Source organism: Neisseria sp. Marseille-Q2251 (genome assembly GCF_940793045.1).
GTDB lineage: Bacteria > Pseudomonadota > Gammaproteobacteria > Burkholderiales > Neisseriaceae > Neisseria.
Genome location: NZ_CALNWV010000025.1, coordinates 1 through 21841, shown reverse-complemented (window position 1 = coordinate 21841; position 21841 = coordinate 1). Strand labels below are relative to the sequence as shown.

Below are 21841 nucleotides of genomic sequence, written 5' to 3'. Positions count from 1 at the left end.
AATATACAAAAGGTCGTCTGAAAATTTTCAGACGACCTTCTAAATTGTTCACAAAATTATCAACAGGGCTAGGATTGTCAGCGTCAAACCAAATTCTGCGGATTGCCCGCGACGAAGCGGTTGATGTTGTCCACAAGGATGTCAAACAGACGGTTGGCGGCCTCTTGGCTTGCCCATGCAATGTGTGGCGTGACAATGAGGTTGGGCAGTCGGGCTTTCAGCAGAGGGTTGCCGTCGCGCGGCGGCTCTTGTGTTAACACGTCAAAACCTGCCCCGCCGATTTGCCCGTATTTCAAGGCGGCGATGAGCGCGTGTTCGTCCACCAGTCCGCCGCGTCCACAGTTGATGATGACGGCGCTGGGCTTCATCTGCTGCAATTCGGCTTCGCCTATCATATTTGCCGTTTCCGGCGTGAGCGGGCAATGCAGCGACAGCGCGTCGGCAGTGCGGACGGCTTCGTCAAAGGAAACGTAGCCGTCGCGGACGGTTTCGGCGTGTTTGTGTTCGACAAACACGACCTTCATTTTGAACGCCTGTGCATAAGTTGCCAGCGTCTGTCCGATGTTGCCGCGACCGAAAATCGCCAGTGTTTTACCGTTTAAATCGCGCATCGGTGCGCCGAGGTGGCAGAAAAACGGCGAGTTTTCCCACAAGCCTGCTGCAACGTCTCGCTGATAGGCAGGCAGGTTGCGCATCAGGGTAATCATCATCATAAACGCGTGTTCCGCCACGGATTCATTGCCGTAAGCGCGGATGTTGCACACGCTCACGCCCGCTTGCTTGGCGGCAGCAAGGTCAACATTGTTGACGCCCGTCGCGGCTAGCGCAATCAGTTTGAGCTGCGGGTTGGCGGCGATGTGTTCGGCGGAAATCACGACTTTGTTGGTAATGATGATGTCCGCGCCCTGTATGCGCTCGGCGGTCTGATGCGCCTCAGTCGAACCATAGCTGCTTAAAGTATGCGGAAAATCAAAGTCAAACGGACGGTCGGCAAGCGTGTCGCGGTCGAGAACGGCAATGCACAGTGGATTCATATTTCACCTATCAAAAATAAAATAATGATTTAAATAAACTAACATCAGATAAAATATTCAAAATATACGGCATAGTTGAGAATGGTTATTATCCGAATCATACAGACATCACCATATCAGGAAACCATCATGATTAAAACCATGACCTTTGCCATTTTACATTTCGCCACCGCGTTTGGCGTTGCCTATATTTTGACCGGCAGCATTTGCATCTCAAGCGCAGTCGCGCTGGTCGAGCCGCTTGCCAACACCGTCGTTTTCTATTTCCACGAAAAAGCATGGCGACGCTACGAAAAGAATAAAACCGTGAAACAGGAATGGACTACGCCGCTGCACCATTGTGGATAAGTTTTGACTGGAGGTCGTCTGAAAACGGATTAGGAAATATTGTTTCTCAATAGTAAATATTCTTTCAACAAAATAGATATTTATCAATCAAAAAGAAATCAATAAAATGCTTTCCATCGCTTGAACGCCTATGCAGTTCATCGTTTATATTCAACATCATAAGGAAAGTATCATGAAAAAAGCATTCTTCACCTCCCTCATCGCCGTAGCCACCGCCGCATCTTTCGCCGATAGCCGCATTCCTGAATGGAACCATGCCAACGACTCCGGCCCCATTCCGGGCTTAACCCAAGTCGAATATCACGACGCGCACGATATGCGTAAAGATGATGACCGCGTGAAATTCACCGCACCTGCCACAGGCGTGCGCGAAATCACCGGCATCGGCTACAACGACACCTATGCCCGCTCATTGCAAAACGGCTCAAATTGATTGCCCATCGGTTGACGATAAGTTGAAAAGTCGTCTGAAAACGTACCCATCCGTTTTCAGACGACCTTTTGCTTTATCGGAAACGGCAGCTATGATACCCTTCAGCGCGGAATATCGAAGAGTCGATATTGTTAACTGATTGAAAACGCTATGAAAGGATAAAACATGAGCGGTTTGATTATTGAAGATTTGCAGGAAGGCCACGGCAAAGAGGCCGTGAAGGGTAAAGAAATTACCGTGCATTACACCGGTTGGCTGGAAGACGGCACCAAATTCGACTCCAGCCTCGACCGCCGTCAGCCGCTGACGATTACGCTGGGCGTGGGTCAGGTCATTCAAGGCTGGGACGAAGGTTTCGGCGGCATGAAAGAAGGCGGCAAACGCAAGCTGACCATTCCCGCCGAAATGGGCTACGGCGCACGCGGCGCCGGCGGTGTGATTCCGCCTAACGCAACGTTGGTGTTTGAAGTAGAGCTGTTAAAAGTTTATGAATAATGCCTGACGGTGTTGGGATGGATTTTCTGCTTTGAACTGAGCGAAAGGTCGTCTAAAAACTGAATTTTGAGGTTTTTAGACGACCTTTTTATTGAGTCGAAGCGGGCTTGGGGATAACTCAAGTTTGTAGCGTGGGCTTTGCCCGCGAATCCACCGTCTGACAACCCGAATCGGGAAACCGTGTCTGTTATTTATCTCGTGGGCAAAGCCCACGCTACGGGTGGCTGCAACAGCAACTTGTTCCTTCCCCCGTCCGGCGGGGGAAGGTTAGGATGGGGGTGGCTTTGTGAGGTTTAGGCAAAATCGGATTTGTGTAACCCTAAGAGCCACCCTCTCCCCAACCCTCTCCCGCCAGACGGGAGAGGGGGTAGATTTCAGGTTAAAACAAGGTCGTCTGAAAATTTTGAGATTCGGGTTTTTAGAGAAACTCGTTCTACACCCGTTTTCAGACGACCTTATTTATTCAATCAACACGGGATTGGAATAACTCAGGTAGCGTGGGCTTTGCCCACGAAATCCACAGTCTGACAACCTGAATCGGGAAACCGTGTATGTTATTTATCTCGTGGGCAAAGCCCACGCTACAGATTGCAACAAGGCAACCTGTTCCTTCCCCCGTCCAGCGGGGGAAGGTTAGGATGGGGGTGGCTTTGTGGGTTTAGGCAAAATCGAATTCGTGCAGCCCTAAGAGCCACCCTCTCCCGCCAGACGGGAGAGGGGGTAAGTTACAGGTTGAAACGAGGTCGTCTGAAAATTTTGAGATTCGGTTTTTTAGAGAAACTCTTTCATCCCTGTTTTCAGACGACCTTTTCCCCATCCCGTACCCGCAAGCGCCTTTCCACCTGTCAAATCCCCCCGAAAAAGCGTACAATCCCACGTTTATTTTTGAATTCATTATATTTTCAGACGACCTCCGTCAGAGAAAAGAGGTCGTCTGAAACCATTAGGCACGTTGACACACATGACCCACATGATTTACCCCAAAACCTACGACGTCATCGTCGTCGGCGGCGGCCACGCAGGCACGGAAGCCGCGCTCGCCGCCGCACGCATGGGCGCGCAGACGCTTTTGCTCACACACAACATCGAAACGCTCGGACAAATGTCGTGCAATCCCTCCATCGGCGGCATCGGCAAAGGACATTTAGTACGCGAACTTGACGCGCTCGGCGGCGCGATGGCGTTGGCAACCGACAAATCCGGCATCCAGTTCCGCCGCCTGAACGCCAGCAAAGGCGCGGCGGTTCGAGCCACGCGCGCGCAGGCGGACCGCATCCTGTATAAAGCCGCCATCCGCGAAATGCTGGAAAACCAAGAAAATCTGGAGCTTTTCCAGCAGTCGGTTGACGACGTAACGCTCGACGGCGACCGCATTTCAGGCGTAATCACCGCGATGGGCGTGGAATTCAAAGCCCGCGCCGTCGTGCTGACCGCAGGCACGTTTTTGTCCGGCAAAATCCACATCGGTTTGGAAAACTACGAAGGCGGCCGCGCCGGCGACCCCGCCGCCAAATCATTAGGCGGCCGTTTGCGCGAATTGAACCTGCCGCAAGGTCGTCTGAAAACCGGCACGCCGCCGCGCATCGACGGCCGCACGATTGATTTCTCCCAGCTCACCGAACAGCCCGGCGACACGCCCGTGCCCGTCTTCTCCGTGCGCAGCAACGCCGAAATGCACCCGCGCCAAGTGTCCTGCTGGATTACGCATACCAACCTGCAAACCCACGACATCATCCGCAGCGGTTTCGACCGCAGCCCCATGTTCACCGGCAAAATCGAAGGCGTCGGCCCGCGCTACTGCCCGTCTATCGAAGACAAAATCAACCGCTTTGCCGACAAAGACAGCCACCAGATTTTCCTCGAACCCGAAGGCCTGACCACCAACGAATACTACCCCAACGGTATCTCCACCAGCCTGCCGTTCGACATCCAAATCGCGCTCGTGCGCAGTATGAAAGGCCTGGAAAACGCCCATATCCTGCGCCCCGGCTACGCCATCGAATACGACTACTTCGACCCGCGCAACCTCAAAGCCAGCCTTGAAACCAAAACCATCCAAGGCCTCTTCTTCGCCGGACAAATCAACGGCACGACCGGCTACGAAGAAGCCGCCGCACAAGGCCTGCTCGCAGGCGCGAATGCCGTGCAATACGTCCGCGAACAAGACCCGCTCCTGCTGCGCCGCGAACAAGCCTATCTCGGCGTATTGGTGGACGACCTCATCACCAAAGGCGTGAACGAACCCTACCGCATGTTCACCAGCCGCGCCGAATACCGCCTGCAACTCAGGGAAGACAACGCCGATATGCGCCTGACCGAAGACGGCTACAAAATCGGCTTGGTGGGTGAAGAGCAATGGCGCATGTTTAACGAAAAACGCGAAGCCATCGAACGCGAAATCCAACGTTTGAAAACAACGTGGTACACGCCGCAAAAACTCGCCGAAGACGAACAAATCCGCGTGTTCGGACAAAAACTCAGCCGCGAAGCCAACCTGCACGACCTCCTGCGCCGCCCGAACCTCGACTACGCCGCACTGATGACGCTTGAAGGCGCAAGGTCGTCTGAAAACCTCTCCGCCGAAGTTATCGAACAAGTCGAAATCCAAGTCAAATACCAAGGCTATATCGACCGCCAAAACGAAGAAATCGACAGCCGCCGCGACATCGAAACCTTAAAGCTGCCCGACGACATCGATTACAGCAAAGTCAAAGGTTTATCCGCCGAAGTGCAGCAAAAGCTCAACCAGCACAAACCCGAAACCGTCGGACAAGCCAGCCGCATTTCCGGCGTAACCCCTGCGGCAGTGGCGTTGCTGATGGTGCATTTGAAGCGCGGGTTTAAGGGGGCGAAGTAGGCTCACCCGCAGATAGTAAAAGGTCGTCTGAAACCGAAAATCAGGTTTCAGACGACCTTTTAAATATCAGAACATATCCATATGATTAAACCAAGACATACCTATGCCGTCATTCCCGCGCAGGCGGGAATCCAGAAGTTTAAAATTACGGTAATCTCTAAACATTTCTGAATGATTGCGGTCTGGATTCCCGCCTGCGCGGGAATGACGATGCGGGTATTCTTATTTGAATTTATGATTAAACAAAGGGATAGCATGGAAACCCAAACTTTAGAAAACCCCACTTTCGATACACAAGACGAATTCAAGCGTAAGCCTATTGCCGAAAACATCATCAGGCTGCTTACCTCGCCCATCGACCTTTCCCCTATGGTCATCGACGGCGGCTGGGGAACGGGTAAAACCGAATTTTGCCAAAAACTGATTCGGCTCATGCAGCAGCAACATCCCGATTATCAGCCCGTCTATATCGACGCCTTTCGTTCAGACCACAGCGGAGAGCCTCTGCTGGCATTGTTTGCCGAAATCATTAAAGCCTGTACGCCTGAAGATACTGGCGAGCGGCCGTCTGAACAGCGCAAAGAAATGACGAAGAAAGTCGCGAAAGCCGCAGGATTCGTAATGAAAACCGTTGCTAAGGCAGCGGTTGGTCATGTCCTAAAGCAAAATACAGACGATTTAGTAGAAGAATTCCAACAGATAATGAATGGCAACCAAGATGCAAACAGTTTGGCCGAAACCGTAACCGATGCCGCTGCCACAATCGCCAGCCATACCATCGATGCAACCGTCGAAGCCTTATTGAAAGAGCAAATCGAAGCGGAAAAAAATCTGGAAACGCTCAAAGCCTGCCTGAAAGAATTGGCAACGGACAAACCGATTATCCTGTTTATCGACGAACTCGACCGCTGCCGCCCTGATTACGCCGTCGATATGCTGGAGGTTATCAAGCATGTCTTTGATGTCGAAAACGTCAAAGTCGTGCTGGTGACGAACACCAAACAACTGCGCGCGGCGATTAATCATCGGTATGGGGTGGAAGTGGATGCGCAAAAATATTTGGATAAATTTTTGAAGTATAGCTTTGCTTTGCCGGAAGTAATTGGGGGGATAAATTATCTTGTGAGAAAGGATAATTTAGTTACGATTATCTATTTTCATAAATTGATACGAAGTAGCCCTATGTTTAATCAATTTAAAGACTCAATTTATAATGAATACAACATAGATTTTATTAGCGATATGATGGAACGAAACAATATCTCGCTTAGAGAAACGGAACGATTCGTCCACCATTTGGAGATATACCTTACCTTAAGAGGAGAGCTAAACAAAGAAAGAAGGATAGAGTATAATCTCTTGATTATTTTGGGTGTATTTATCTTTTGCTTCTATCCAAGTTTAATCAATGATATTTATAAAGAACGTATGGATGCCAAAGATATTGCTCAATTATTCAATATTCAGTCTTGGCCTAGTATGCCAGAGGATAGAAAAAGGTTTAATTGCGCCGATCTTATGGCTGTAATGTTGATTAGACACAGTAATCTTAGCGATAAGCGGTTTATAGCAAATATAAGATATGATGAGGAATATTGGCAATTTCATATGGATAGAATGTTTCTCAAAAATTCCGCCATTTTTCCCCAAGGAGTAGACGGAATATATGGTGTTTTAGCCATACTAAAAGACATATTCCTAGTCCTCAACCTTGAAAAAACTCCCCAATAAAAAAGGTCGTCTGAAAACCCAAAACCAAGTTTTCAGACGACCTTTCTTTATCCAATCTGGTGCCGGAGAAGGGAATCGAACCCCCGACCTTCGCGTTACGAATGCGCTGCTCTACCGACTGAGCTACACCGGCACGGTGTTCGTTATCATATACATAAACGGGATGTTCGGCAAGTTCGTATTTCCCGATAAGGTTGTTGCTCGGTGAAAATATATGCCGTGTTTTCAGACGACCTCTTTTAAAAAGGCCGTATGGAAATAGTGTTTTGTTGTTTGACTTTTCCACCTTCCTTCCGCCCGCACGGAAAAGGCAATGGGTTGGGCAGGTTTATCCGGAATCGGCAAACTGTCAGCCTCCGTCCGAATATATAGTGGATTAACTTTAAATCAGGACAAGGCGACGAAGCCGCAGACAGTACGGCAAGGTGAGGCAACGACGTTCTGGTTTAAAGTTAATCCACTATAATCTTTAAAGGTTAACAAAAGCGTGGAGCAAAGGATATGGATGCTGGAGGGCGTGGCGGTAAACAAAAGGTCGTCTGAAACTGGAAATCCGGTTTCAGACGACCTTTTTTCATATCGATACATTAGGCAAAGCCAAACGCAGAGGAGATTTAATTAACAGCCGATAAGATGGCGTAAAGGCTTGGGGCATCTACGCATAATTCTTCTTTTTCCGAGCGGTAGCAGGTCCAGCTTTTGCCTTTGAATGTACGCTCGGAGGTGGTGTAAGTATTGTTATTCATCAGTTTGGTCGAATGAGTCCATTTGCCGCCTGTCGGGTTAGATTCTTTCGTTTTCATAAAGGCTTCATACGAAAAAACAATCGTTTTTCCATTTTTCAATTTGTACTCTTCCCCGTTCCCCGCGATATAGCCGCCGCGTTTTTCATCGTAGACTTGTGCGCTTTCCCAAGCCAGGCTGCTGCAAGCCGTTGTTTGCGGTTGGCTGTTTGGGGCGGTCAAATCTTGGTATGTGCAAGTCAAATTGTCTGATGAGTAGGTGTGGCTGGCATAGGCAGCCGTAGACAAAAACAGGATGGTAAAAAATATTCTTTTCATTTTGGCTTACCTTTAAAAATCAAAACGATACGGAGTAAAACGGCCTTATTCCACTTGGGAACGATGCGGCGCCCCGAATAGCGGAAACCGAGAAGACGAGTATTGTACTTCCATCCGCGGAACACGTCAGCAAACCTTATTCGATTATCACGTTTTCAGACGACCTTACCGCGCAAAATACGCTACAATACGCCTTATTTCAAGTTTCTAAAATTAAAAGGAAAATTCAATGTTCAGCTTCTTCCGCCGCAAGAAAAAACAGGAAACGCCCGCTCAAGAAGAAACCCGTATTCAGGAAACCGCCGCCGAAGCCGTAGAGAACGCTGAAGCTGCCGTTTCGCAAACGCTTGAAACGGTTCAGGAAAATGTCGGCGAAAAAGCGGAGGAGCTGACGGCGGCAGTTGAAACGGCGGTAGAAAGTGCCAAAGAGCGCGCCGAAGAAATCCGCGAGACTGTGGTTGAACATGTTTCCGAAACGGTCGAACACGTCCGCGAGGCAGTCGGCGAAACGTCGTCTGAAACGGTCGAAAAAGTGGAAGAACGCGTGGAAGCGGTCAGCGACGGGTCGTCTGAAACCGCAGAAGCTGTCGAAGCCTTAGAAACCCAAGCCGAAGTCGCGCCTGCAATATCTGAAGAACATTCCGTAACAGCCTTTGAAAATACAGCCGTCGCCACGTCGTCTGAAACCTCTGAACCGTCCGAAACCGAACCCAAACTCGGCTGGGCGGCGCGTTTGAAACAGGGTTTGACCAAATCGCGCGACAAAATGGCGAAATCGCTGGCGGGCGTGTTCGGCGGCGGGCAAATCGACGAGGATTTGTACGAAGAGCTGGAAACCGTGCTGATTACCAGCGACATGGGTATGGAAGCGACGGAATACCTGATGAAAGACGTGCGCAACCGCGTCAGCCTCAAAGGGCTGAAAGACGGCAACGAGTTGCGCGGCGCGTTGAAAGAAGCTTTGTACGACTTGATTAAGCCGTTGGAAAAACCGCTGGTGTTGCCCGAAACGAAAGAGCCGTTCGTCATCATGCTTGCGGGCATCAACGGCGCGGGCAAAACCACCTCCATCGGCAAACTCGCCAAATATTTCCAAGCGCAGGACAAATCCGTGCTGCTTGCTGCCGGCGACACCTTCCGCGCCGCCGCCCGCGAGCAGCTTCAGGCATGGGGCGAACGCAACAACGTAACCGTCATCTCGCAAACCACGGGCGATTCCGCCGCCGTCTGCTTCGACGCCGTCCAAGCCGCCAAAGCGCGCGGCATCGACATCGTGCTGGCCGACACCGCCGGCCGCCTGCCCACGCAGCTTCATTTGATGGAAGAAATCAAAAAAGTGAAGCGCGTGCTGCAAAAAGCCATGCCCGACGCGCCGCACGAAATCATCGTCGTCCTCGATGCCAATATCGGGCAAAACGCCGTCAACCAAGTCAAAGCCTTTGACGAAGCGTTAGGATTGACCGGCTTAATCGTCACCAAACTTGACGGTACGGCAAAAGGCGGCATCCTCGCCGCGCTTGCCTCCGACCGCCCCGTCCCCGTCCGCTACATCGGCGTGGGCGAAGGCATAGACGATTTGCGCCCGTTTAACGCACGCGCGTTTGTGGACGCGTTGTTGGATTAAACAACGCGGGCAAACAGTTTCATCACGGAAAATCCCGATAAACGGCAATGCCTGCGGACGCGTTTTGATTCAACACAGCCATTTTGCCGAACCATGAAAAAGGTCGTCTGAAACCGGAAAACAGGTTTCAGACGACCTTTGTTTGATGTGGCGGACGAAATATCGCTGCCGTTATAGTGGATTAAATTTAAACCAGTACGGCGTTGCCTCGCCTTGCCGTACTATCTGTACTGTCTGCGGCTTCGTCGCCTTGTCCTGATTTAAATTTAATCCACTATAATTTGTGCAACGCCTATTTCCTCCTGCCGAAAAGGCGAAAACCGTTTGAAAGCAACCCTTACGGAGACAAGTAGCTTTACAAACGGTTTTCAGGTCGGCCTAGCGACCCACCAACGATTATTATACCAACATCATGCTTTTTTGACAAACTCTGATTTCAAATTCATCGCGCTGCCGTCGATTTTGCAACCAATATTGTGGTCGCCTTCTTGCAGGCGTATGCCTTTTACCTTGGTTCCTTGCTTGATGACCATGGAGCTGCCTTTGACTTTGAGGTCTTTAATCAGGACGACAGTGTCGCCGTCTTGCAACACGGCGCCGTTGGCATCTTTGACGCTCATGGTTTCTTCGGCGGCTTCGCCGTCGTTTTCCGTCCATTCAAACGCGCATTCGGGACAGATGTATTGGCTGCCGTCTTCGTAGGTGTATTCGGATTGGCATTGCGGGCAAGGTGAGAGGGACATGGTGGGGATTCCTTTGGTTGAGAAGCGGGGAATTATAGTGGATTAAAATAAAAATGAGACAAGGCGTCAACGCCCGCCTTGTACGGGTAGTACATAAGGGCGTTGGCAACGCCGTATCATTGCAATTTTAATCCACTATATAAGGGAAAGGAGGCAAGGATACGACGGCTTTGTGCTGATGCTTCAATACAAAACGACCTGTCTTGCAACAGGTCGTCTGAAAACACGGATGCGGCTTAGAGGGACAGCGAAGCTGCCTGAATCAGACCGCGTGCTTTGGCTTCGGCTTCGGCGGCACGCTCTTGCGAGGTGAACGGACCCATTTTGACGACGTATTCGTAGTCGCGTTTCTCCATGGAAACTCTCGGGCTCATCATGCCGGCGGAAAGGTTTCTCGCCGCCTGGTTCATATAGGCTTGTGCTTCGCGTTCGGTACCGAAGGATTTCAAATCGACGAAAATATCTTTGCCATCATAAACTTGGGTGCTTTGACCCGGTACGATTTGTTCGACTTTGACATGTGCCGTGCCTTGGTTGATGAAACCCAATTGCTGGGCGGCGGCTTTGGACACGTCGATCACGCGGTTGCCGTGGAAAGGACCGCGGTCGTTGACGCGGACGATGACGCTTTTACCGTTTTTGGTGTTGGTCACACGGGCGTAGCTGGGAATGGGGAGGGTTTTGTGGGCGGCGGTCAGGGCGTTCATGTTGTAACGCTCGCCGCTGGAGGTTTTACGGCCGTGGAACTGGTTGCCGTACCATGAGGCGTTGCCGGTTTGGACGAAGGAGGATACTTTGGTCATCGGCGTGTAGCGTTTGCCGGCGACTTTGTAGCTGCGGTTGGCGGAGGAATGCAGCTTCTCGGTGCGGACGATGGAGTCGGCTGAGGCGGAATGAATGGAAAGGATGCTGATTGCAACGGCAGTCAGGGTGGAGAAAAGGGTGGTTTTAGATAAAGTCAAAACGTAGTCCGTTCTTGAGTTGATAACGCAGTGGGATGGCTCCCAGGCGGTTTCAGACGACGTATCGGCGGTTTGACAAAAACCAAGCTGTTAAACAGTATCGCCTTGGTTTTTGTCAAACGGCTCAGGGAGACTCCCCAGCGGATGTTATACACCGCCTGCGTAACCGTTTTGCCGCCATGCTTCAAACAGAATCACGGCGACGGTGTTAGAAAGATTCATGCTCCGGCTGCCGGGCTTCATGGGCAGGCGCAGCTTTTGCCCTTCGGGCAGGGTGTCGAGGATTTCGGCGGGCAGGCCGCGTGTCTCGGGACCGAACAAAAAGACATCGCCCTCAACAAAGGAAATTTCGTCGGGACGGGTTTTGCCTTTGGTGGTCAGCGCGAAAATGCGGCGGCCTCCCAAGGCTTTGAGACAATCTTCGAAATTCTCGTGTACCGTCAGTTTTGCAAACTCGTGATAATCCAAACCTGCGCGTTTCATTTTTGCCGAATCCAGCGGAAAACCGAGCGGCTTGACCAGATGCAAATCGGCTCCGGTGTTGGCGCACAATCGAATAATATTGCCCGTATTGGGCGGGATTTCGGGTTGGTACAAAACTATGGTAAACATATAAATCAATCACTTATAGAGGAGCATAATGCCGAAATGTTCCGCAGGTGTCAAAAACTTTAGCTATTTTTTCATTGGCGGACGCGCCAAACTCCAGCAAAAAATCTTGCCTGCGCCTGATTTTTTCAGCGTCCGCGCCAATTCGTTCAGCGTCGAGCCGGTGGTGAACACATCGTCGATTAACAAAATATTACAGTTTTTCGAGATATGACCATTGATTTCAAAAGCATTTTTTATGTTGCGCACCCGATCTGCGCTTTTCAGCGTGCTTTGCGGCTCGCGATGTCGTCTGAAAACCGTCCGTCGCGGCAGCAGCGTCCAGCCGTAATGTCCGGACAGAATATCCGCCAATTCCTCGCTTTGGTTGAAGCCGCGGTGCAGCCGCCTTTCTTTGCTCAACGGCACGGGCAGCACAAAATCGAAACGCTCCGTTTCCAACCAGTCGGGCGCATGGCGGCGCATCAGTTCCGCCAGCGGACGGCTCATGCCGAGGTCAGCCAAATGCTTCAACGCGCGTATCATACTGCTGACGGGCGGCTCATAATACAGCGAAGCCCACATCCGCTCAAATGCCGGCGGCTTCTTCTGGCAGCCGCCGCACACCGCCCCGCCCTGTATCGAGCGGAAACACAAAGGGCAACTGTTTGCCGCGTCCGTAAAAAATTCTTCCAAGTCCGCCGCGCAACCGTCGCAAAAACCGCCATACGGCCGGGTTTCGCACGCCGAAACCAAGGCGTGGCATAATACGCAACGGCTTTTGTTCCGCCATCCCGCATTGCGCCACCAAGAAAACACATCCATAGAGAAAACAGCCATGCCGCACTCCGCCAAAAAAGTTTATCTGATACACGGCTGGGCAGCGAACCGCCACGTCTTCGACGACCTCATCCCGCGCCTGCCGTCCGATTGGGACATCCGAGCCCTCGACCTGCCCGGACACGGCGACGCACCCTTTGCCGAAAACTTCAACATCGCCGCAATTGCCGAAGCCTTCGCCGAAGAAATCGACACGCCCGCCCACATCCTCGGTTGGTCGCTCGGCGGCTTGGTCGCGCTCCATCTCGCCGCACGCCGCCCCGACAAAGTCCGCTCGCTCTGCCTGACCGCAAGTTTCGCCCGCCTGACCGCCGACGCGGACTACCCCGAAGGACTGTCCAATCCCGCTTTAGGCAAGATGGTCGGCGCGTTTCGGCAAGATTATGCCAAACATATCAAACAGTTTCTACAATTACAGTTGCTTCACACACCAAACGCCGCCGAAATCATCGGCAACATCCTGCCCGACCTCTCCCGCCACGGCGTACCGCCCGCCCTGCAAGCCGCATTGGACGCCGTCAACCAAGCCGATGCCCGCCCCCTGCTTTCAAGCATCCAAGCCCCGTCGCTTTTGGTGTTCGGACAAAAAGACGCCATCACCCCGCCGCGCATGGGCGAATACCTCAACCGCCACCTGGCGGACAGCGAATTGGTATTGATGGAAAAAGCGGCACACGCCCCGTTCTTAAGCCACGCCGACGAATTTGCCGAACGTTACCGCGGCTTTGTCGAAAAGGTCGTCTGAAAACCTTTTGCCGTTGTTTCCGTTCAGGCGTGAACCCAAAACTTAAAGAATGACAAGGCTTCAGAGTGTGAAATCCGTCGGCAGGAACGATGCCTCGTTACTGCAACGACAGCCTTATCCCTTCCCCCGTCCGGCGGGGGAAGGTTAGGATGGGGGTGGTTCTCAGATGTACGGAATAAAATAGAGTCGCCCTCTTCCGCCGGACAAAAGAGGAAGCCGGTAACCGAGTGCAGCGGTTACTGTTTTTTAATATAGTCGATTGAAAGTATAGTGGATTAACTTTAAATCAGGACAAGGCGACGAAACCGCAGACAGTACAGATAGTACGGCAAGGCGAGGCAACGCCGTACTGGTTTAAAGTTAATCCACTATAAAAGAAATCCATGCCGCCATTCTTGTACACCCTAAATGGCGGCACCCCCCCCTTCAAAAAGAAGAAAAAGGTCGTCTGAAACATGAACCCCCAAGACAAACGCTGGCAAATCCACCGCCATCTCGCCCAAGACACCGACGAGCGGCTGCAAATCGTCCGCAATGCGCCCAAGCGCATCCTGCTGGTTGGGGCGGACGCAGACATCAGCCGCAGCCTGCTTGCTGCACGTTATCCGAACGCGGTATTCGAAGAATACGACCCGCGCGCCGACTTCCTCCAAACCGCCGCAGCCGCGCGCAAAAGCGGTTTTTGGCAAAAACTCACCGGCAAAACCGTCCCGCAACACTGCCAAGCCCTGACCGACCCGCTGCCCGAAGCCTGTGCCGATATGTTGTGGGCGAACCTCAGCCTGCCCCGCGCGGACGAAATCCTGCCCGTCCTCAAAAACTGGGCAAACGCCTTGAAAACAGACGGTTTATTATTCTTCACCTATTTCGGCCGCGACAGCCTGACCGAGCTGACGGGTCGTCTGAAAAGCGCGGGGATAACGTGTGAAACGCCGACCTTAATCGATATGCACGACCTCGGCGACATGCTTGCCGACAACGGTTTCTACGACCCCGTTACCGATACCGCCAAGCTCGAATTGAGCTACCGCAAAGCGGCGACGTTCCGGCAGGACATGGAAACCTTAGGGCTATGGCACGCCTTGAAATTCAGCGACGCCCAAGCGGCTGAAGCGTTTGTGGATAAGATTTTTGAAACCGAAGGCGGTCTGACCGTCACGCTCGAAACCGTGTACGGCCATGCCGTGAAGAAACTGACACTGCCCGAGGGGGAAAATGTGGTGCGGTTTTATCCGAAAGGCTGAACGGTTTGTCAAAACAAATGAAAGGTCGTCTGAAAACGTTTTATAGTGGCTTAACTTTAAACCAGTACGGCGTTGCCTCGCCTTAGCTCAAAGAGAACGATTCTCTAAGGTGCTGAAGCACCAAGTGAATCGGTTCCGTACTATCTGTACTGTCTGCGGCTTCGTCGCCTTGTCCTGATTTAAATTTAATCCACTATAACGAATGGCGTTAAAACGTTTTCAGACGACCTTTTTACGCGGCGGCAAGCCTGTTTCCTTTCCATTTCCGTCCAATGCCCGATCGGACAGATGGCTCAATTCGACTCAGGCGTTCTGCTTCAATCCACGCTAAAGCCGACAAAAAAGGTCGTCTGAAACCCAAAATCCGGTTTCAGACGACCTTTTTCAAACCCTTACCTCGTCAATAAAGTTCTAACGGCACATCCAACAATGCCTGCGCGTTTTCAATCTGCGCGGCGCAGGCGTAAACCTGCGGCAGGACGTGGGCGCAATAGACGCGGGCGTTGTGTTGCTGCGCGGCGTAGAAACTGCTGCCGAAGCCGTCGGCGTCTTCCGTTTGGGCAGCTTCGGCGGCAAGGTAGGCGCGGGCGAGTCCGATGGCGCCGAGCGTCAGCCCCATTTGTTGCAGGTAGGCGTTGGACGCGGCGGCGGCAAGGGCGGGACGGTCGGCGTATCCGACCATGCGGGCGATGCTTTGTTCCGCCGTTTCAATGGATTGCGCCAGTTGCTGCGCGACGACGGGTTCGGTGGCCGCGAGTTTGTCCGCCAGCTCTTTGCCTTCGGCGAGCAGCTTCAAGGGCAGCGCGCCGTTTTTGCCGGTGGTTTTGCGGCCTGCCAAATCGGCGGCCTGTATGCCGTTGGTACCTTCGTAAATCGGCGTAATCCGCACGTCGCGCAGGTATTGCGCCACGCCGCTTTCTTCGACGTAGCCCGCGCCGCCGTAAATCTGAATGGCGAGGTTGGTCAGGACGACGCCGTTGTCGGTCGGCCAGGCTTTGACGATGGGAATCAGGAAATCCAGTTCGCGCTCGGCTTCTTTGCGCAATACGTTGTCGGGGCAGGCGGCGGCAAAATCGGTCAGGGCGGCGGCGCGCAGATACAGGGCGCGTTGGGCGGCGAGCGTTGCCTTTTGTATCAACAACATACGGCGCACGTCGGGATGGCGGATAATTGCTACGTCGTCTGAACCGTCCGTCTCGTCGCGTCCCTGTACGCGTTCTTTCGCATAGGCGAGCGCGTTTTGGTAGGCGCGTTCGGCGACGGCGTGGCCTTCGATGCCGACGTTCAGCCGCGCGGTTTTCATCATGGTAAACATATACGCCAAACCCTTGCCCGCCCTGCCGACCAGATAGCCTTCGGCGTTGTCGAACTCCATCGTGCAGGTCGGGCTGGCGTGTATGCCGAGCTTGTGTTCGATGCCGATGGCGCGTACGCCGTTACGTCCGCCCAAGCTGCCGTCCGCGTTCACCAAATATTTCGGCACGATAAACATCGACACGCCCTGCACGCCCGGCGCGGCATCGGGCAGGCGCGCGAGCACCAGATGGACGATGTTTTCCGTCATTTCCTGATCGCCCCAAGTGATGAAGATTTTCTGACCACTGAGGGCATACGCGCCGTTTTCTTTCGGCACGGCGCGGGTGGCGATGTGGTTTAAATCCGAACCCGCCTGCGGTTCGCTCAAATTCATCGTTCCCGCCCATTCGCCGCTGCACATTTTCGGCAGGTAGGTCTGTTTCTGCTCCTCGCTGCCGTGTTTGAACAGCGCGTCCACCGCCCCCAACGTCAGCATCGGCATCAGCGACAGGGCGAGGTTGGCGGCGCACCACATCTCTTCACACGCCGCCGACACGACCGCCGGCAGCCCCTGCCCGCCAAACTCCGCCGGCGCGCGCAAACCCGCCCAGCCCGCTTCGCAAAAATCATAGTAGGCACGCGCCAAATCGGGATGAGTGGTGATCAGGTCGTCTGAAAAACCCGCGCCGTGCAAATCGCCGGTGCGGTTGGTGTCCGCCCATTGCTCCGAGGCAAACCGCGCCGCTTCGTCCAGCACCGCATCCACTGTTTCCGCATCCAAACCTTCCGCATGGGGCAGTTGCAGGATTTCGTCCAACCTGCCGTGCACGCGGATGCCGAAACGCAATTCGTTTACAGGGGCCGTGTAGCTCATGGAATCTCTCCGAAGTGAATGATTTGAAATGGATTTGGGATAAATTGGTATAGTTATACTAATCCTAAACCACAGGTTTGCAAAGCGCAGGTTTTCAGACGACCTCAGGCAAAATATAGTGGATTAAATTTAAATCAGGACAAGGCAACGAAGCCGCAGACAGTACAGATAGTACGGCAAGGCGAGGCAACGCCGTACTGGTTTAAAGTTAATCCACTATGCAAGGCTATCCTTTTATTTTTTAAAAAATTATTTCAAATCGGGCGGCATGGGCAGAGCGCAGCAGGTTTGAGCGCGGTCAAAGTAGGCGGAGGTCGTCTGAAAAAGATTTCGAGCTTTTCAGACGACCTCCATTTACTAACGACAAGTTATCGTTTCTTCAAAACAATTGGCGCGACTTCTTCCATTTATCGTAATACATAAAACCCATTTGATCGATTTTCCATTCCCCACCTTCCAAAACCAACGTATAGGTTTTCTTTTCCTCCCCATCTTCCAACACATCTATTTCGTATTTTTTATCACTGATTTTCCGTTCAGACGTAATAGTTTCGTTATATTCTGGCGGCATTTGAAAAGAAGGAGCTTCTTGTCTAGCTTACCTTAAAGATAAAGCTTTTTTAGATAAAAATTGGTGATGTATTTTTTTGATTTCATCAGATCTTTTTTTACTGTTTTCATCTACATCAATTTCAAAAAAAGTACCTTCATCCAAACTTTTTTGAGTAAGCCCTCCCCAATACAATTCATAATCTTTCATTTGTTGAATGAACTCAGCTAATGTTTCATGCGCGGTTTTCATATTACGAATTTCCTTTGAAGTGTTCTAAATTGCATTTTACTCATTTTCTATAAAAAGGTCGTCTGAAACGCTTATCCGTGTTTCAGACGACCTTTCGCTTTCAGGATTTAAAAAAACGGATTGTGCCGTTTTTCATGCCCGATGTCGGTCATTCTGCCGTGTCCGGCGATGACGCGCGTGTCTTCGGGCAGGACGAACAGTTTGGTGCGGATATTATGGATGAGGTCGGCGTGGTTGCCGCGCGGAAAGTCGGTTCTGCCTATGGTTTCGTAAAACAATACGTCGCCCGCGATAAGCAGCCCTGCTTCGGCGCAGTAGAAAACGACGTGGCCGGGCGTGTGGCCGGGGATGTGCAGAACTTGGAAGGCGTGGCTGCCGACCTTGAGCGTTTCTCCTTCGGTCAGCCAACGGGTCGGCTCGAACGCGGGGGAAACGGGAAAGCCGTATTGGGCGGTCGTTTCGGGCAGGGCTTGGAGCAGAAATTCGTCGTCTGCATGAGGGCCGATGACGGGAACGGGACGGTGTTCCCGCAATTCCACCACGCCGCCGGCATGGTCGAGATGGCCGTGGGTCAGCCAAATGGCGGTTAGGGTGAGGTTTTTCGCTTCCAGCTCTTGCAGGAGGTAGGAAACGTCGCCGCCGACATCGGTCAGGACGGCTTCGCGGGTTTCATCATCCCACAAGAGGGTGCAGTTTTGGCGAAAAGGGGTAACGGCAATGATTTCGGCTTGAAGTGCCATGAGGCGGGATTCCTTGGGTAGTGGTTGGACGGGGCGGATATTTTCAGACGACCTTCGGTCTGCTTATGCGGTATCATTATTATATTTGAAATAATCACTCACATTATTGGAACGTTTATGAGAACTTCAATGCAGGGCATGATACCGATTTTTGCCGCTTTTTTCATCCAAACGGCGCTCGGCGCGGATTTGATGCTGGCGCAGGAATACAAAGACCAAGACATTACAGGCTGGGCGATGAGCGAGAAGCTCGACGGCGTGCGCGCGTATTGGGACGGGCGGCAACTGATCAGCAGGCAGGGCTACGCGTTTACCCCGCCCAAAGGTTTTACTGCGCAGTTCCCACCCTATCCGCTCGACGGCGAGCTGTATAGCGGGCGCGGGCAGTTTGAACAGATTTCCGCCGCCGTGCGCTCATCTTCCGGCGACTGGCGCGGCATCCGCCTGCACGTTTTCGACGTACCCAAAGCGCAGGGCAATCTCTACCAACGCCTCGCAGTCGCGACGCAATGGCTGAAAACGCATCCGAACGCGCCCATCACCATCATCCCGCAAACCAAAGTGCGCGACCGGCAGCACGCGATGGATTTTTTGAAACAAATCGAAGCGCAGGGCGGCGAAGGCGTGATGCTGCGCCAGCCCGAATCGCGTTACAGCGGCGGCAGGAGCAGCCAATTATTGAAACTGAAAAGCCAATACGACGACGAATGCACGGTAACGCGACATTATGAAGGCAAAGGGCGCAACGCCGGACGGCTGGGCGCGGTCGGCTGCAAAAACCAACACGGCGAATTCCGCATCGGCAGTGGCTTCAAAGACAAAGACCGCGACAACCCGCCCAAAATCGGCGCGGTCATCACATACCGCTACCGCGGCTTCACGCAAAAAGGCACGCCGAAATTTGCGACGTTTGTGCGGGTCAGGACGGACAGGTAAGAGCGGATGATTGGAAGGTCGTCTGAAAACCGTATTTTTAGGTTTTCAGACGACCTTTTCACAAGTTTGACGGATACAGAATCGGTTTTCTGCTTTGGCGGCGGAAGGGGTAGCTTTGGTATATGGTGTACAATTTCTGCCTGATTAGTTTTTAATGGATTGGTTTGATAGAGGGATAAATGATGAATGTTAATGATTTAATTAATGAAAGTATCGAATTAGTTAGTGAGAAACAATACACTGAAGCGATTAAAATACTACATCAGGCTTGGGACGGGATTACGGATAAAAGCACTCAGATTACAGAGCAAATTGTGATTCAATCTTGGATTGGATGTTGTTATTTTGAACAGGCTATGAAGGCAAAAGATACGGACCACGCAGACAAATTATTTAGGAAAGCCATTAAACATTATCGAAAGTGGCTACGGCTTATCAAGGCAGATGAACAAAACGACGTTCAGAAACAAATCAGTGCTCTATCTTGGCTTGGACGTTGTTATTTTGAGCGGGCTAAGAAAACCAAGGATACGGATAAAAGAAATAAACTGTTTGAGCGAGCCGTTAAACATTATCAGAAATGGTTGCAGCTTGCCAAGAAACTGATAGATGAACAACTCAGTGTTCAGCAACAAATCAGTGCTCTATCTTGGCTTGTTGGTTGTTATTTTGAACAGAGCAAGAAAACCAAAGATGTGACCATAGCAGGTGAAATATTTGGTCAAGCCATTGAATTTTATGAAAAAGTTTTAAAACTTACTGATAAATTGGCAGACCATTCCCGTATTTGGCAACAGGCTTATGTACGATCTTGGCTTGGGCGTTTTTATCTTGAACATGCCAAGAAAACCAAAGATACAGATAAAGCAAGCAACTTATTTGAGAAAGCCACCGAACACCATCAAGAGTGGCTACGGCTTATCAAGGCAAATCGACAAAACGACGTTCAGCAACAAACTAATGCCCAATCTTGGCTTGGATGTTGTTATCTTGAATGGGTCAAGAGAATTGGAATTACATCATCTGAAGCAGAAAAATTTATTAAGCAGGCTACTGAATATTTTTCACCTGCCTATGAACAACTATCACGATTAAGTGATGAAGCAGAAAAAAAGGTAATAGAAAAAAGAATCCGTCAAAGTTTAAGAGATATTGATTACCTCAATAAGAAATGGATTTCCTATTTCGAAAAGAAAAAACAAGAAATACAGGAATCACTTTTCCAAGGTAAAACTTCACAACCTCAAGACGCCGTTGCAACCGTGTTGGCGGTTCTCCATATTACGCCGATAGAGTTGGGCTTTACCCCGATGGCGCATTACACTTCGCCCCATGTATGTCATATATTATTCGGCATCGGCGGCAGTGAAACCGCCAGTCCGATGCGGCTCGGCAGCTCCACTTATATGAACGACCCGTCTGAAGGCAAGGCATTGTTGGACTTGCTGAACCAGCAGGATTTGGAGTTGGAAAACAAGGCGGATGGCGCGTCCCACAATGCTTTTTTCACCTGTTTCTCCAGCCGCGTCAACGACTTGAACCAGTTCCGCCTGTATGGCAAAGAGGGCGGCGTAGAGGCTTCGGGCTGCTGCCTGGTGTTCAATAAAAACGGGGATTGGTTGAAAGAATCGGATATTTCCGTCCCATTTCGCGGTCTGTCTGAAATGTCTGGTCAGAGTTCAGACGACCTGCCGGAAGCTGTTTTTTCAGATAATGAATACGAAAAACTGCCGCTTTATCAAGTAGCTTATATCGCGTACCAAGATGAATATATTGCAGATAAGAAATGCGAAATATGGCTTTCTGCACCCAATAAGGCTTTCGACCTTCATCAAAATTTAGCAAAAGAAAATTTAGGTTCGTCCATTCGATTTACGTTAAATTCAAACATCAGTCGGTTCGGTATCCGCCTGAAACCCGTCGGCAATGAAGAATGGCATCAGTTCCGCTTGGAAAAATTAAAAGAAGCTTTGGAAGAGCTTATCAGGTTTTTCAAGGACAAATCCGCCGTCAGCGATGAGGATAAAGAAGCCTTGGAATACATCCGCTATCTGTTTAAAGACTTCGCCTTCCGCGACGAAGAAGAGTTCCGCCTGCTGGTCATCAAGCCTATTGATCCAGACGAAATCAACTATTGCGAAACGACCCAATCCATCTATGTTCCTTACGCCGATATACGGAATCAGGTGGACGAAGTGATTTTGGGCACGAATTACGAAAAAACCGGCAATCAACGCAAGGCGGAAGTGTTCCGCTATCAGATGAAGCAAAAATGCCCCGATGTCAAAGTCTCCCGCTCGACGCTGCCGATTAATCCGCCGAATAAGTAGCTTTGTTTGCGCGGCAATGCCGAGCCAGCCGTAGCAACTGTATTTTTCACCCCGTCGGGCAAAAATACCAAAACTCAAATCAAGCCGTTTGGATACCATTTTCGGCAAAATAATCACGCATCCGGGCATTCAATATCGTCAGCAGTTTGCGCATACAT

The 21841-nt window shown here is 51.3% G+C and carries 19 protein-coding genes, 1 tRNA gene and 2 pseudogenes; 11 read left to right on the top strand and 11 right to left on the bottom strand.

The features are described 5' to 3' along the window. Window positions 1-83: 83 nt before the first annotated feature. Window positions 84-1034 carry a D-2-hydroxyacid dehydrogenase gene (locus tag AAG834_RS09110; protein WP_342031936.1) on the bottom strand — a complete coding sequence of 317 codons (951 nt, stop codon included), beginning with the start codon at window positions 1032-1034 and terminating at the stop codon, window positions 84-86. Between the two features lie 129 nt (window positions 1035-1163). On the opposite strand from AAG834_RS09110, the gene AAG834_RS09105 reads away from it, so the two are divergent. The 5 genes from AAG834_RS09105 (at window position 1164) to AAG834_RS09085 (ending at window position 6898) form a co-directional block, all read left to right on the top strand. Further along, window positions 1164-1382 (top strand): DUF2061 domain-containing protein, encoded by a 219-nt coding sequence (locus AAG834_RS09105; protein WP_342031935.1) that lies wholly within the window; start codon window positions 1164-1166, stop codon window positions 1380-1382. A gap of 172 nt (window positions 1383-1554) precedes the next feature. Then, window positions 1555-1815, top strand: a complete 261-nt coding sequence (locus tag AAG834_RS09100; RefSeq protein ID WP_342031934.1) for a hypothetical protein — start codon at window positions 1555-1557, stop codon at window positions 1813-1815. Window positions 1816-1980: 165 nt separating this feature from the next. Next, window positions 1981-2310: an FKBP-type peptidyl-prolyl cis-trans isomerase gene (locus AAG834_RS09095; RefSeq protein WP_003743612.1), complete on the top strand. Its 330-nt coding sequence runs from the start codon at window positions 1981-1983 to the stop codon at window positions 2308-2310. 961 nt (window positions 2311-3271) lie between these two features. After that, the gene (gene mnmG, locus AAG834_RS09090) at window positions 3272-5167 is read left to right on the top strand and encodes a tRNA uridine-5-carboxymethylaminomethyl(34) synthesis enzyme MnmG (RefSeq protein ID WP_342031933.1); all 1896 of its coding nucleotides are present in this window, start codon (window positions 3272-3274) and stop codon (window positions 5165-5167) included. A gap of 255 nt (window positions 5168-5422) precedes the next feature. Further along, the gene (locus tag AAG834_RS09085; RefSeq protein ID WP_342031932.1) at window positions 5423-6898 is read left to right on the top strand and encodes a KAP family P-loop NTPase fold protein; all 1476 of its coding nucleotides are present in this window, start codon (window positions 5423-5425) and stop codon (window positions 6896-6898) included. A 57-nt stretch (window positions 6899-6955) separates the two neighbouring features. On the opposite strand, the gene AAG834_RS09080 is transcribed toward AAG834_RS09085, so the two are convergent. Both AAG834_RS09080 and AAG834_RS09075 read right to left on the bottom strand, forming a co-directional pair. Then, a tRNA-Thr gene (locus tag AAG834_RS09080) sits at window positions 6956-7031 on the bottom strand. 481 nt (window positions 7032-7512) lie between these two features. Beyond that, a complete protein-coding gene (locus tag AAG834_RS09075; RefSeq protein ID WP_003763602.1) occupies window positions 7513-7959 on the bottom strand; it encodes a hypothetical protein in 447 nt (148 codons plus the stop codon). Window positions 7960-8188: 229 nt separating this feature from the next. Here AAG834_RS09075 and ftsY point away from each other — a divergent pair, with 229 nt between their 5' ends. Continuing rightward, window positions 8189-9583 (top strand): signal recognition particle-docking protein FtsY, encoded by a 1395-nt coding sequence (gene ftsY, locus AAG834_RS09070; RefSeq protein ID WP_342031931.1) that lies wholly within the window; start codon window positions 8189-8191, stop codon window positions 9581-9583. A gap of 410 nt (window positions 9584-9993) precedes the next feature. Here the strand turns inward: ftsY and AAG834_RS09060 are convergent, their stop codons facing one another. From AAG834_RS09060 to AAG834_RS09045, 4 genes are all read right to left on the bottom strand, one after another. After that, window positions 9994-10326: a zinc ribbon domain-containing protein YjdM gene (locus AAG834_RS09060; protein ID WP_342031930.1), complete on the bottom strand. Its 333-nt coding sequence runs from the start codon at window positions 10324-10326 to the stop codon at window positions 9994-9996. 236 nt (window positions 10327-10562) lie between these two features. Then, on the bottom strand, window positions 10563-11288 hold the full coding sequence (locus tag AAG834_RS09055) for a septal ring lytic transglycosylase RlpA family protein (protein WP_308860977.1): 726 nt from the start codon (window positions 11286-11288) through the stop codon (window positions 10563-10565). Between the two features lie 147 nt (window positions 11289-11435). Beyond that, window positions 11436-11900 carry a tRNA (uridine(34)/cytosine(34)/5-carboxymethylaminomethyluridine(34)-2'-O)-methyltransferase TrmL gene (trmL, locus tag AAG834_RS09050; protein WP_070514498.1) on the bottom strand — a complete coding sequence of 155 codons (465 nt, stop codon included), beginning with the start codon at window positions 11898-11900 and terminating at the stop codon, window positions 11436-11438. A gap of 63 nt (window positions 11901-11963) precedes the next feature. Further along, window positions 11964-12701 carry a ComF family protein gene (locus AAG834_RS09045; protein WP_070496524.1) on the bottom strand — a complete coding sequence of 246 codons (738 nt, stop codon included), beginning with the start codon at window positions 12699-12701 and terminating at the stop codon, window positions 11964-11966. A gap of 13 nt (window positions 12702-12714) precedes the next feature. On the opposite strand from AAG834_RS09045, the gene bioH reads away from it, so the two are divergent. The 3 genes and pseudogenes from bioH to AAG834_RS09030 all read left to right on the top strand — a co-directional run bounded on the left by bioH (window position 12715) and on the right by AAG834_RS09030 (window position 14705). Next, window positions 12715-13461, top strand: coding sequence for a pimeloyl-ACP methyl ester esterase BioH (gene bioH / locus AAG834_RS09040; RefSeq protein ID WP_342031929.1), 747 nt, complete (start codon window positions 12715-12717; stop codon window positions 13459-13461). A gap of 263 nt (window positions 13462-13724) precedes the next feature. Next, window positions 13725-13832: pseudogene (locus tag AAG834_RS09035) on the top strand (IS5/IS1182 family transposase); the annotation flags it as partial. 84 nt (window positions 13833-13916) lie between these two features. Continuing rightward, window positions 13917-14705 (top strand): methyltransferase, encoded by a 789-nt coding sequence (locus AAG834_RS09030; protein WP_342031928.1) that lies wholly within the window; start codon window positions 13917-13919, stop codon window positions 14703-14705. 400 nt (window positions 14706-15105) lie between these two features. On the opposite strand, the gene AAG834_RS09020 is transcribed toward AAG834_RS09030, so the two are convergent. The 4 genes and pseudogenes from AAG834_RS09020 to AAG834_RS09000 form a co-directional block, all read right to left on the bottom strand. Then, window positions 15106-16875 carry an acyl-CoA dehydrogenase family protein gene (locus AAG834_RS09020; RefSeq protein ID WP_342031927.1) on the bottom strand — a complete coding sequence of 590 codons (1770 nt, stop codon included), beginning with the start codon at window positions 16873-16875 and terminating at the stop codon, window positions 15106-15108. A 379-nt stretch (window positions 16876-17254) separates the two neighbouring features. Further along, window positions 17255-17458 (bottom strand): annotated as a pseudogene (locus AAG834_RS09010) (NTF2 fold immunity protein); the annotation flags it as partial. A 15-nt stretch (window positions 17459-17473) separates the two neighbouring features. Further along, on the bottom strand, window positions 17474-17677 hold the full coding sequence (locus AAG834_RS09005; protein ID WP_342031926.1) for a hypothetical protein: 204 nt from the start codon (window positions 17675-17677) through the stop codon (window positions 17474-17476). Window positions 17678-17784: 107 nt separating this feature from the next. Then, on the bottom strand, window positions 17785-18417 hold the full coding sequence (locus AAG834_RS09000; protein WP_342031925.1) for an MBL fold metallo-hydrolase: 633 nt from the start codon (window positions 18415-18417) through the stop codon (window positions 17785-17787). Window positions 18418-18546: 129 nt separating this feature from the next. Between AAG834_RS09000 and AAG834_RS08995 the strand changes: the two genes are divergently transcribed. Beyond that, a complete protein-coding gene (locus AAG834_RS08995) occupies window positions 18547-19353 on the top strand; it encodes a DNA ligase (RefSeq protein WP_019270762.1) in 807 nt (268 codons plus the stop codon). Window positions 19354-19532: 179 nt separating this feature from the next. After that, a complete protein-coding gene (locus AAG834_RS08990; RefSeq protein ID WP_342031924.1) occupies window positions 19533-21683 on the top strand; it encodes a tetratricopeptide repeat protein in 2151 nt (716 codons plus the stop codon). The last annotated feature ends 158 nt before the right edge of the window (window positions 21684-21841 follow it).

Coding starts and splice junctions, on each gene's coding strand:
- AAG834_RS09085 (WP_342031932.1), top strand. CDS start 5,423: ATGGAAACCCAAACTTTAGAAAACCCCACTTTCGATACACAAGACGAA.
- AAG834_RS09075 (WP_003763602.1), bottom strand. CDS start 7,959: ATGAAAAGAATATTTTTTACCATCCTGTTTTTGTCTACGGCTGCCTAT.
- AAG834_RS09045 (WP_070496524.1), bottom strand. CDS start 12,701: ATGGATGTGTTTTCTTGGTGGCGCAATGCGGGATGGCGGAACAAAAGC.
- mnmG (WP_342031933.1), top strand. CDS start 3,272: ATGACCCACATGATTTACCCCAAAACCTACGACGTCATCGTCGTCGGC.
- AAG834_RS08990 (WP_342031924.1), top strand. CDS start 19,533: ATGATGAATGTTAATGATTTAATTAATGAAAGTATCGAATTAGTTAGT.
- AAG834_RS09110 (WP_342031936.1), bottom strand. CDS start 1,034: ATGAATCCACTGTGCATTGCCGTTCTCGACCGCGACACGCTTGCCGAC.
- ftsY (WP_342031931.1), top strand. CDS start 8,189: ATGTTCAGCTTCTTCCGCCGCAAGAAAAAACAGGAAACGCCCGCTCAA.
- bioH (WP_342031929.1), top strand. CDS start 12,715: ATGCCGCACTCCGCCAAAAAAGTTTATCTGATACACGGCTGGGCAGCG.
- trmL (WP_070514498.1), bottom strand. CDS start 11,900: ATGTTTACCATAGTTTTGTACCAACCCGAAATCCCGCCCAATACGGGC.
- AAG834_RS09105 (WP_342031935.1), top strand. CDS start 1,164: ATGATTAAAACCATGACCTTTGCCATTTTACATTTCGCCACCGCGTTT.
- AAG834_RS09030 (WP_342031928.1), top strand. CDS start 13,917: ATGAACCCCCAAGACAAACGCTGGCAAATCCACCGCCATCTCGCCCAA.
- AAG834_RS09095 (WP_003743612.1), top strand. CDS start 1,981: ATGAGCGGTTTGATTATTGAAGATTTGCAGGAAGGCCACGGCAAAGAG.
- AAG834_RS09005 (WP_342031926.1), bottom strand. CDS start 17,677: ATGAAAACCGCGCATGAAACATTAGCTGAGTTCATTCAACAAATGAAA.
- AAG834_RS09060 (WP_342031930.1), bottom strand. CDS start 10,326: ATGTCCCTCTCACCTTGCCCGCAATGCCAATCCGAATACACCTACGAA.
- AAG834_RS08995 (WP_019270762.1), top strand. CDS start 18,547: ATGCAGGGCATGATACCGATTTTTGCCGCTTTTTTCATCCAAACGGCG.
- AAG834_RS09000 (WP_342031925.1), bottom strand. CDS start 18,417: ATGGCACTTCAAGCCGAAATCATTGCCGTTACCCCTTTTCGCCAAAAC.
- AAG834_RS09020 (WP_342031927.1), bottom strand. CDS start 16,875: ATGAGCTACACGGCCCCTGTAAACGAATTGCGTTTCGGCATCCGCGTG.
- AAG834_RS09100 (WP_342031934.1), top strand. CDS start 1,555: ATGAAAAAAGCATTCTTCACCTCCCTCATCGCCGTAGCCACCGCCGCA.